Origin of the sequence: Streptomyces sp. NPDC058665 (genome assembly GCF_042714995.1) — a bacterium.
Classification (GTDB): domain Bacteria; phylum Actinomycetota; class Actinomycetes; order Streptomycetales; family Streptomycetaceae; genus Streptomyces.
The window spans coordinates 1-8285 of the sequence record NZ_JBHXRX010000123.1 but is presented as its reverse complement, the minus strand read 5'-3'; the positions used below and the strand labels follow the sequence as shown (position 1 = coordinate 8285).

Sequence of the window (8285 nt, the reverse complement as noted above, 5' to 3'; positions counted from 1 at the left end):
TCCCACAGGGCGGCACGCACGCGGCTGGCGGTGAGCATGCCGTCAGTCGTGGTGCTCTCCGTGAGTATCTCGGCGATACGGCGCTCAAGTGCGGTGGCTGCCCATGCGCCGGGCCGCAGGTCCTCCAGCAGTGATCCCACCTGACGACGGGCGTGGTCGGTTGCAATGGGCTCCGGGACGTGCGGGTTGTAGGGCGAGGTGGCAGCTGTCGACATGGCTGGTCCTGACTGGATCGGTGACGGAGTGATTGAAAGGGAAAGTGGGGTCAGCGGAGGGGCACGGTGTCAGGCGGCGGTCCGTCGGCGGTGGCCATGAGAAGCGTGGCACAGAGCACTCCCACCGCCCGGCAGCACGACGAATGCATCACATGACGCCGATGTAGCGCAGCGGCCTCGCTCCGATGGGGAACGGCAGGACTTCAAGAGTGTGCCTGCTGGAGCGGTTCGGGTGTTGATGGAGCGTCGCTGGGCGTGCGGCACTTGGGCAGCGCGGCGAGCAAAGCGAGTGCTTCGGCCGAGGGGCTGCCGGGCTCCGCGCTGAAGATGACGAGTTGCTGATCCGGTGCGTCGGGCACGAGGAACTTCTCGAAGTGCAGCTCCAGTGGCCCTACCTGCGGGTGCTCTATGTTCATTGAGCCCCGGGCAGGAGACCGCACGTCCTGGCGGGCCCACAGACGACGGAACGCCTCGCTGCGTATCGACAGCTCTCCGACGAGTCCCGCCAGCCGGGGATTGTCGGTATCGGGGCCCGCTCGGATGCACAGGCAGGCGACCAGGCTCGCCAATGCGTGCTTGTCCTGTCCGTGCATCTCCGCGTGCCCGGGTTCGAGAAACATGGCTCGCACCATGTTGGTGCCTGGGACGTACACCGGTGAGAGAGCCTGCGCGAGGTCGTTGGCGGCGAGCACGTCCATCAGCTGGCCCAGAACGTAGGCGGGGGTGTCGATCCCGGATTCGAGGAGCCGCAGGACGCCCGGAGGCACGCGTTCGGGGCTGCGCCGGGCGGCGCGGCGACGGGGCTGTGTCTGTGTGGCCAGGCGGTGCAGATGGGCCCGCGCCGCCTCGTCAAGCCCGAGAGCATGGGCGATCGCGTCCAGGACCTGTGGAGAGGGACGTCGGTCCCTGCCCTGTTCGAGGCGCAGGTAGTAGTCGGCGCTGATGCCGGCGAGCAGAGCCAGTTCTTCGCGCCGCAGACCGGGGACACGGCGCCTGCCCGCTGTCCTCGGCAGGCTGACGTCCTCAGGACGCAGCAGCTCTCGGCGGGCGCGCAGGTAGTCGCCCAGGGCATTGCCTTTCCGGCTTGTCATGCGGTCCAGCCTACGGTTGCGGGGGTGGCGCCAGCCTGGTCCTGTCAGTCCCTGGATCAGCGGAGCCCTGGCAAGGACGCCTGGAGCGATCAATAGTTGCGCCATGTTCTTCCAACCCGTAACCGACACGATTGTGCGCACGCTTCCGGAGTCGGCCGCTCCTCTGTGCGACTACGGCATTAGTGCTCCCGGGCGGTGGCCCAATGGTTGAGCGGACGACACGGAACCTGAGCGGTGCAACGGTCATCGTCACCGGCGCGAGCTCGGGGATCGGAGCTGCGGCAGCACACCGCTTCGCCGCTCTCGGAGCGACCGTGGCGGTTGTAGGCCGCTCAGTGCCCGCAACGAAGGCTGTGGCACAGAGCGCGGGTGGGCACGCCCACTTCGCCGACTTCAGTCGGCTCGATGACGTCCGCCGTCTCGCCGCCGAACTGCTTGAGCGCTATCCCCGCATCGATGTCCTGGCGAACAATGCCGGAGCGCTGTTCTCCTCGCACGGCTTGACCCCGGACGGGCACGAGCGGACCTTTCAGATTGGCCACCTGGCGCCCTTCCTGCTCACAACCCTTCTGCTGGACAACCTGAAGCAGTCACCCGACGCTCGCGTCATCCAAACCGGCAGCAATGTCTACCGGGGCGGCCGGATCGATCTGGACGACCTGAACAGCACCCGTCGGCGCTACCGAATGATGCGCGTGTACAGCATGACCAAACTCGCCACGCTCCTGTTCACACAGGAGTTGGCTCGCCGCATCCACGGCACGACTGTGACCACCACAGCCTTCCACCCAGGAATGACCGCCACCAACGCGTTCCGGGACAACCGGCTGGCCTCCGTGCTCACCCACTCATGGCTCAGTCCGGCGATCACTCCCGAGAAGGGCGCGGAGCCACTGCTGTACCTGGCCACCACAGATGATCCGGGCAGCGTCAACGGCCGCTACTTCCATCGCTTCAAGCACGAGGAACCCCGCAACGACCAGGCCCGTGATGCGGAACCGGCAAGCAAACTATGGGAACACTCCGCACAGTTGACGCAAGCACCGAACTGGCGCGTCACGCACTGACGAAGAACCCAGCTCGGTCGGGTGCGCAGGTGAGCACCAGATTTTGACGCCCCCTCCCCCGGCTCCTCGGTGGCGACGGAGTGGCCCCAGGGCGCGCCGCTACTGGGTGGGCATGGCGATCGGGGCAACCAGGCTGGAGCGGAGCTCCCAAGCACCCCACGAAAGGTCATATTTGGTAGCAAAGTTGATGGCGCGGGTTGACGTAGAAGGTCGCGAATCCACGCGAGGCTGCTCGATTCACATTCTGTGAATCGCCTGCAGCGGGCAGAATCGCTTACATGGCGAAACATAGGCGACCCACCGCCAATGTGCTGGAGCACGGTACTTGTCGTCCGAGCACGACAACTGTCGTACCAGGGGCTTGACCTGTGTAGACGCCCAACTTGCACCCCTCTGGAGGGCGGCTGACGAGAGTACCAGGCAAAATTTCTGACAGATGTCGTGCAACTTCGACGGCTGGGTGCAGGTCGGAACGCCGGCATACGACAAGTACCGTGCTCCGGCACAGCCAAGCCGACGAAGCCGCTGTTCAGAGCGCCGGTGCGTATCGGCAGCATCGATGCCACGGCCGTAGTTGCCGAGCTCCGCCAGGTCCACGAAGACGCCGAAGACCCCGACGTTGAACGGATGCCTTCGGACGACGGGTTGTACGGCGCGTTGCTGTACGCCGAGAAGCATGCCCACGTCCTCGCGACGAAGAGCAGTCCGGAAACACAGCGAGCAGCGGCCCTGAAGCGCGTCCAGCTCTGGGAGTATCTGCGTGAGCAGACGGAGATTCACCAGGCACGGGCCGTAGCTGATGCAAGGGCCGTCGGCGCGGAGTGGGCGCACCTGGCTCCGGCTCTCGCGGTGGCGGCACCAAGCGCGGCTACAACAAGGCCAAGCGTCTGAAAGCCGCCACGCTCACAGACGACACCCCTCACGCGCGGCCAGTACGTCGCACCCCGCAGGCAGTTCTGGAAGCAGAACACCGCATCGCACTCCAGGAGAGAGCCGAACGCCAAGCCCAGGAAGCTGCCCAGCAACGCCACGCAATGCTCATGCCCGTCGCTGAGCGGCTCCTGACACACCAAGAGGGACTGACCCTGGACGAGGACGCCGAGTACTGGCTCGGTGAGATGGCGGCCGTGTTGCCCAACTGCCGCACACCCACCCAGATGGTGAGCCTCAACCGGTACCTGGACGCAACAGTCCGAGCCTTGCGCAAGATTGAACGGCGTACGGCGAGTCCGGTAGCAATCACGGATGACGCGCGCCTCGCCTATGCCGCAGCCACCGAATTCCTCTCCCGCTGACCTGAACACCTGGTGCAGATCACAGGGCCTTGCCTTTCTGACTGGCGACCCGGCAAAGGGGGCCTACTCGACGCGGTCCCAGGCGGGGAAGTCGACGGGCATCGCGCGCCACTTGATTCCGTTGTCGGTGACGTAGAACGGAGTGGAGAGCACGGTCAACGAGTTCGCCCACGGGCACGGTATGCGGCGCTGCCGCTACCGAGGACAGGGAAAGGTCCATGTCCAGCACGTGTTGACGGCCATCGCCGTCAACATCGAGCGCCTCAGCAGACTGTCACCGGCTAAGGAAGCCCCCACACCCCGCCAGCCAACGGCCTTCCAGAACTACCTCGACCAGCGCGAGATCCCTCGTCTGAAGTCCTGGCGAACCCTGGGCAGTTGACTCCGCCGACACCAAGATCCCCGACAGAGTCAAGCTGAGAGGGGAGCGGAGGATTGAGCCGGGGCCGCGGTCGGACCTGGTCCGGACAGGGGAATCGCAGGTGGTTGCGTCCTGGCGGGGCTGGAACTGGTGGGATGGGATCTGCAAGCCGGTGCCGGCCGGCGGGAGTGGGGCCCGCCCCAGCGGCTGGGTCGCTGGGGCGCCCGTGACGGCCTGGCGTCCTCAGACCTGGGCCATGCCGCCGTCGGCGAAGAGCTCAACGCCGGTGATGAAGCTGGAGGCGTCGCTGGAGAGGAACGCCGCGGCCTTGCCCATCTCGCGGGGGTCGGCGATCCGGCCGGTCGGGTTGCCCTCGCCCATCTTCTGGACCATGGCGGAGACGGCGTCGGCGCCCTGCGCCATTTCCGCCGCGCGCCGCAGTGACTCGGTGTCGACCGCGCCGGGGCTCAGGACGTTCATCCGGATCCCGGAGCCCTTGATGTCCTGGATCCAGGATCGGATGAAGGCGCGCACCGCTGCCTTGGAGCCGCCGTACAGGCCCATGCCGGCCGGGGGCTGGATGGACGCGGTCGAGCCGATGATGACGACCGTTCCGCCGGGCTGCATGAACGGCAGTGCCGGCTGGATGGTGAACAGCACGCCCTTGGCGTTGACGTTGAAAGTCCGGTCGAACTGCTCCTCGGTGATGTCCGCCAGGGGGGCGTGTGCGCCGATTCCGGCGTTGGCCACGACTGCGTCCATCTGCCCGTACCGGGACGTGGTCTGCTCGTACACGGCCTTCATGTCGGCGATCTTGGTTACGTCGGCCACGATGCCCGAGCAGTTCGGGCCGACCTTGGCGACCGCGTCGTCCAGCGGTCCCTGCTGGAGGTCGGTGATGACCACACGGGCGCCCTGGTCCACGAATTCCTGGGCGATCCCCAGGCCGACCCCGGACGCGCCGCCGGTGACAACAGCGACCTTGCCTTCGAGCGGGAGGCTCATCGTTTTTCTCCTCTGAGTGGGTTTGCCCGCACCCTGCGGACACCAGCGGTATGTGCTCTACACTCGAAAGTGGAGGCGCCGCCACTTCCGTGGACTGTAAGCGGCGGCGCCCCCGCTTAGCAAGTCCAGGCGAACGAAAGGGCCCCCCATGACCACCGACACCGGTCGCCCGCTGCGGGCCGACGCGCGGCGCAACCGGGAGAAGATCCTCTCGGCGGCCGTACGTGTCTTCGCGGAAGAGGGGCTGGATGCGCACCTCGAGCGCATCGCCAAGGAAGCGGGCGTAGGCTCCGGCACCCTCTACCGGAACTTCCCGACCCGGGAACTGCTGATCGAGGCCGCCTACCGCAACGAACTGAGCCGACTGTGCGACGCCGCCCCCGACCTCCTGGCGGCCATGCCGCCGCGTGAGGCGCTCCGCGCCTGGATGGGGCGCTTCATCGACTACGCCACCGCGAAACTGGGGATGGCCCAGGCCCTCCGCGCCGTCGTCGACTCCGGCATCAATCCCTACGCCCACAGCCGCGAGCTGATGATGACCGCCCTCACCTCGCTCCTGGACGCCGCGACCGCCGCCGGGACCATCCGATCGGACATCGACGCGACCGACATGTTCGCCGCCCTCACCGGCGTCGCTCTCGCCTCAGGAAAGCCCGAACAACGGGAGCAGGCCGAACGCCTCCTCGATCTCACCCTCGACGGACTCAGGTACGGCACAGCGGGCTGATGTCGATCTCGAAAGCGTCGGCAAACGACCGTTTCCGAGAGCCACGCCGCAGCCGGAGTCGACAGGAGTGGCGTCCTCGCAGGCCAATCCGCTCGAGTGGGAGCGTCCACACAATGCATGGATTTTCCAATGATTGGATTCTCCATGTACATTGGGGTCATGGATGATCTGCAGCTGAACGAGGAGCTCCACGACTGTCTGTTCGCGATTCGTGCCCGTGTGCATACCGAGCTCAAGGAACTGGCCAGGGAAGCGGGGTTGACCGATACCCAGACCGATGCGCTGTGGAGGCTGAGTCGCGGGCCGGAGATGACCGCGCGCCGACTGGCCGACCGCTTGCAGTGCGACGCCTCGACCGCCACATCGATGATTGACCGGCTGGAGAAGCGCGGCCTGGTCCGCCGCGTGCCCCACCCCACCGACCGCCGCGTGAAAGTCATCCAGCTCACCTCCGAGGGGTGCGCGCTGCGTGATCGCGTCATCCAGCACACCACCGAGCACTCACCCTTCGCCCGCCTTGACCACGAGAGCAGGCTGCGCCTGCACGCACTTCTCCGCCAAGCGATCGACGTCAACCACCCGACAGGAGAGACCGTCAACGTCATGGTCACCCCGGAAGAGGAACAGCGATGAGCAGCAAGACCGCGGTCATCACGGGCGGAGCTTCGGGTCTGGGTTTGGTGACGGCACGCCAACTGGTCAAGGCCGGACACAGCGTCGTCCTCGTCGGCCGGGACGCGTCGCGCACTCGGGACGCCGCTGAACGCCTGCATGGCTTGGCCCCTTCGGGCAGTGGAGCGGCCCCGCCGAGGACGTACATCTCTGACCTGGAGCAGTGGTCGCAGGTACGGGCGCTGGCCGCGGAACTGGCGGCCGACAGCCACCCAGTGGACATCCTCATCAACAACGCAGGGGCAGCCTTCCCCCGGTACGAGCAGACGACGGACGGAGTGGAACGCACCTACGCGCTCAACCACCACGCTCCATTCCTGCTCACACACGCCTTGCTGGCCGAAAGAGCGCTTGCACCCCAGGCGCGGATCATCAATATGTCCTCGTTTGTGGAAAAGCGAGGCAAGCTCGACGCCGCCGATCCGGATGTGGCGGGAACATCGTGGAGCAACCGTTTCTACAACCAGATCAACGTCTACGCGACGAGTAAGCTCGTCAGCCTCTTGGCCGCGCGAGAACTAGCACACCGCCTTCCCGACGGTACGAGCGTCTACAACGCCAATCCGGGCATGGTCAAGGGCACCGCAATGAACAGCAACGCCGGCGGGCTGATGCGGCTGACCGCCCCGCTGTTCCGACCGTTCGCCATCACCCCGGACGAAGGGGTGCAGACCCCAGTCTGGCTCGCCACCGCCTCGCCCGCACCACGCCCCAGTGGGGGCTTCTTCAGCAAGTCCCGGCCGGACACCCCTTCGCGTCTGGCTCTGAACGACACCCTCGCCAACACCGTTTACACCAAGACCGCAGCCCTCCTCGGGGTGGCGCCCCTCACGAGGTAAGCCCGTCCGGGCCTGGGAAACGCCCACCGCGCTCTGCGACTGCATCTGCGGCGTCGCCTTCTGCGGCGTCAGGCCCCTCGTTGCGCTCCGCGAGGTGCCACACCACCCCTGCTTGTGCTTGGCCAGGCTCTTCCCGGCCCGGCGCCTCATCCCGGTCGACGATCCAGCCGCCCAGGGAGCGATGCCGAGGTGCGGGTCTTCAGGACGCCGGCCCGGCCGCACCGTCCGCGGCGGGTTCGGGAGGCCGCGAAAGGCCAGGTGGACGGCACATCACTGCCGTTCACGAGGCTCATAACTGTACCTTCCGTAAGGTAAAGTTATGAGGTCGTGGAAGTCTGCCTGAGCGCGTGCTCCTGATCCTGGGCTGCCCTGGTCAACTGGCCGAACGGGACGCCGACTCGTACTACACCCACCCGGGGGAACACGAGCAGACGACGCGGCTTGCCCCGAACGTGGGGTGTGACACTGGTCAGCTCGCGTATTCAACTGTCGCCAGTTCTCTGCAAAGTCCAGCCTGCAGGTGACCGTGTGTCATCGCTCGCGGCGTATCGGCTCCAGGTGCCACCGGGACCGGCTCCGCGCTTGTCAGTCGTTCGTTCGAAAAGCCGACGGTGAGGTCCATGGGTCCAGGGCGCCGTCGTCGGCACGCGGATCTGATCGACAAAGTCGCAGTGGGCTGCCGGAGCATCCGCAAAGCGTGGGTGGACAGTCGGTGGCTAGCGGCTTCCTTCACCAACCCGTCGAGCACGCTGCCGCCCTCGGTATCAACGTGGAATCGTCCAACGCGCCCCCGCGGGGACCATAGGGTTCGCACCGCTGCCAAGGGGCCCGGTTTGAGGCGACCTTCGGCAGTGGTACGACAGGAGGCATGACAGCGTCCTCATGGCCAAGGTGTGCTGCCGCAAGCAACTGCGGTGGAGCTCCATTCGGCTCTTCCGACCGCTGCTTCGCTCACCTCGCCACGGAGGCAGGGCAGTTGGCCCTGTCACCTGGTGGGGACATAGATGTCCGAG

At 66.4% G+C, this 8285-nt stretch carries 9 protein-coding genes and 1 pseudogene; 7 read left to right on the top strand and 3 right to left on the bottom strand.

Annotated features, from left to right (window positions below; genetic code table 11):
• A pseudogene (locus ACFWV8_RS37835) lies at nucleotides 1-215 on the bottom strand (hypothetical protein); the annotation flags it as partial.
• A 203-nt stretch (nucleotides 216-418) separates the two neighbouring features.
• Nucleotides 419-1306: a helix-turn-helix transcriptional regulator gene (locus ACFWV8_RS37830; RefSeq protein ID WP_384215020.1), complete on the bottom strand. Its 888-nt coding sequence runs from the start codon at nucleotides 1304-1306 to the stop codon at nucleotides 419-421.
• 203 nt (nucleotides 1307-1509) lie between these two features.
• On the opposite strand from ACFWV8_RS37830, the gene ACFWV8_RS37825 reads away from it, so the two are divergent.
• From ACFWV8_RS37825 to ACFWV8_RS37810, 4 genes are all read left to right on the top strand, one after another.
• On the top strand, nucleotides 1510-2373 hold the full coding sequence (locus tag ACFWV8_RS37825; RefSeq protein WP_384215019.1) for an SDR family NAD(P)-dependent oxidoreductase: 864 nt from the start codon (nucleotides 1510-1512) through the stop codon (nucleotides 2371-2373).
• Nucleotides 2374-2913: 540 nt separating this feature from the next.
• On the top strand, nucleotides 2914-3264 hold the full coding sequence (locus ACFWV8_RS37820) for a hypothetical protein (RefSeq protein ID WP_384215018.1): 351 nt from the start codon (nucleotides 2914-2916) through the stop codon (nucleotides 3262-3264).
• Nucleotides 3265-3413: 149 nt separating this feature from the next.
• Nucleotides 3414-3668, top strand: a complete 255-nt coding sequence (locus tag ACFWV8_RS37815) for a hypothetical protein (protein ID WP_384215017.1) — start codon at nucleotides 3414-3416, stop codon at nucleotides 3666-3668.
• A gap of 142 nt (nucleotides 3669-3810) precedes the next feature.
• A complete protein-coding gene (locus ACFWV8_RS37810) occupies nucleotides 3811-4050 on the top strand; it encodes a transposase (protein WP_384215016.1) in 240 nt (79 codons plus the stop codon).
• Nucleotides 4051-4272: 222 nt separating this feature from the next.
• On the opposite strand, the gene ACFWV8_RS37805 is transcribed toward ACFWV8_RS37810, so the two are convergent.
• Nucleotides 4273-5034 carry an SDR family NAD(P)-dependent oxidoreductase gene (locus ACFWV8_RS37805; protein ID WP_384215015.1) on the bottom strand — a complete coding sequence of 254 codons (762 nt, stop codon included), beginning with the start codon at nucleotides 5032-5034 and terminating at the stop codon, nucleotides 4273-4275.
• Nucleotides 5035-5182: 148 nt separating this feature from the next.
• On the opposite strand from ACFWV8_RS37805, the gene ACFWV8_RS37800 reads away from it, so the two are divergent.
• The 3 genes from ACFWV8_RS37800 to ACFWV8_RS37790 all read left to right on the top strand — a co-directional run bounded on the left by ACFWV8_RS37800 (nucleotide 5183) and on the right by ACFWV8_RS37790 (nucleotide 7272).
• Nucleotides 5183-5761 (top strand): TetR/AcrR family transcriptional regulator, encoded by a 579-nt coding sequence (locus ACFWV8_RS37800; RefSeq protein WP_384215014.1) that lies wholly within the window; start codon nucleotides 5183-5185, stop codon nucleotides 5759-5761.
• 159 nt (nucleotides 5762-5920) lie between these two features.
• Entirely contained in the window at nucleotides 5921-6394 is a 474-nt protein-coding gene (locus ACFWV8_RS37795; protein ID WP_384215013.1) for a MarR family winged helix-turn-helix transcriptional regulator, read from the top strand.
• The gene (locus tag ACFWV8_RS37790; protein ID WP_384215010.1) at nucleotides 6391-7272 is read left to right on the top strand and encodes an SDR family NAD(P)-dependent oxidoreductase; all 882 of its coding nucleotides are present in this window, start codon (nucleotides 6391-6393) and stop codon (nucleotides 7270-7272) included. Before ACFWV8_RS37795 ends, ACFWV8_RS37790 begins: the two co-directional genes overlap by 4 nt.
• The last annotated feature ends 1013 nt before the right edge of the window (nucleotides 7273-8285 follow it).

Coding starts and splice junctions, on each gene's coding strand:
- ACFWV8_RS37825 (WP_384215019.1), top strand. CDS start 1,510: ATGGTTGAGCGGACGACACGGAACCTGAGCGGTGCAACGGTCATCGTC.
- ACFWV8_RS37795 (WP_384215013.1), top strand. CDS start 5,921: ATGGATGATCTGCAGCTGAACGAGGAGCTCCACGACTGTCTGTTCGCG.
- ACFWV8_RS37815 (WP_384215017.1), top strand. CDS start 3,414: ATGCCCGTCGCTGAGCGGCTCCTGACACACCAAGAGGGACTGACCCTG.
- ACFWV8_RS37805 (WP_384215015.1), bottom strand. CDS start 5,034: ATGAGCCTCCCGCTCGAAGGCAAGGTCGCTGTTGTCACCGGCGGCGCG.
- ACFWV8_RS37800 (WP_384215014.1), top strand. CDS start 5,183: ATGACCACCGACACCGGTCGCCCGCTGCGGGCCGACGCGCGGCGCAAC.
- ACFWV8_RS37790 (WP_384215010.1), top strand. CDS start 6,391: ATGAGCAGCAAGACCGCGGTCATCACGGGCGGAGCTTCGGGTCTGGGT.
- ACFWV8_RS37830 (WP_384215020.1), bottom strand. CDS start 1,306: ATGACAAGCCGGAAAGGCAATGCCCTGGGCGACTACCTGCGCGCCCGC.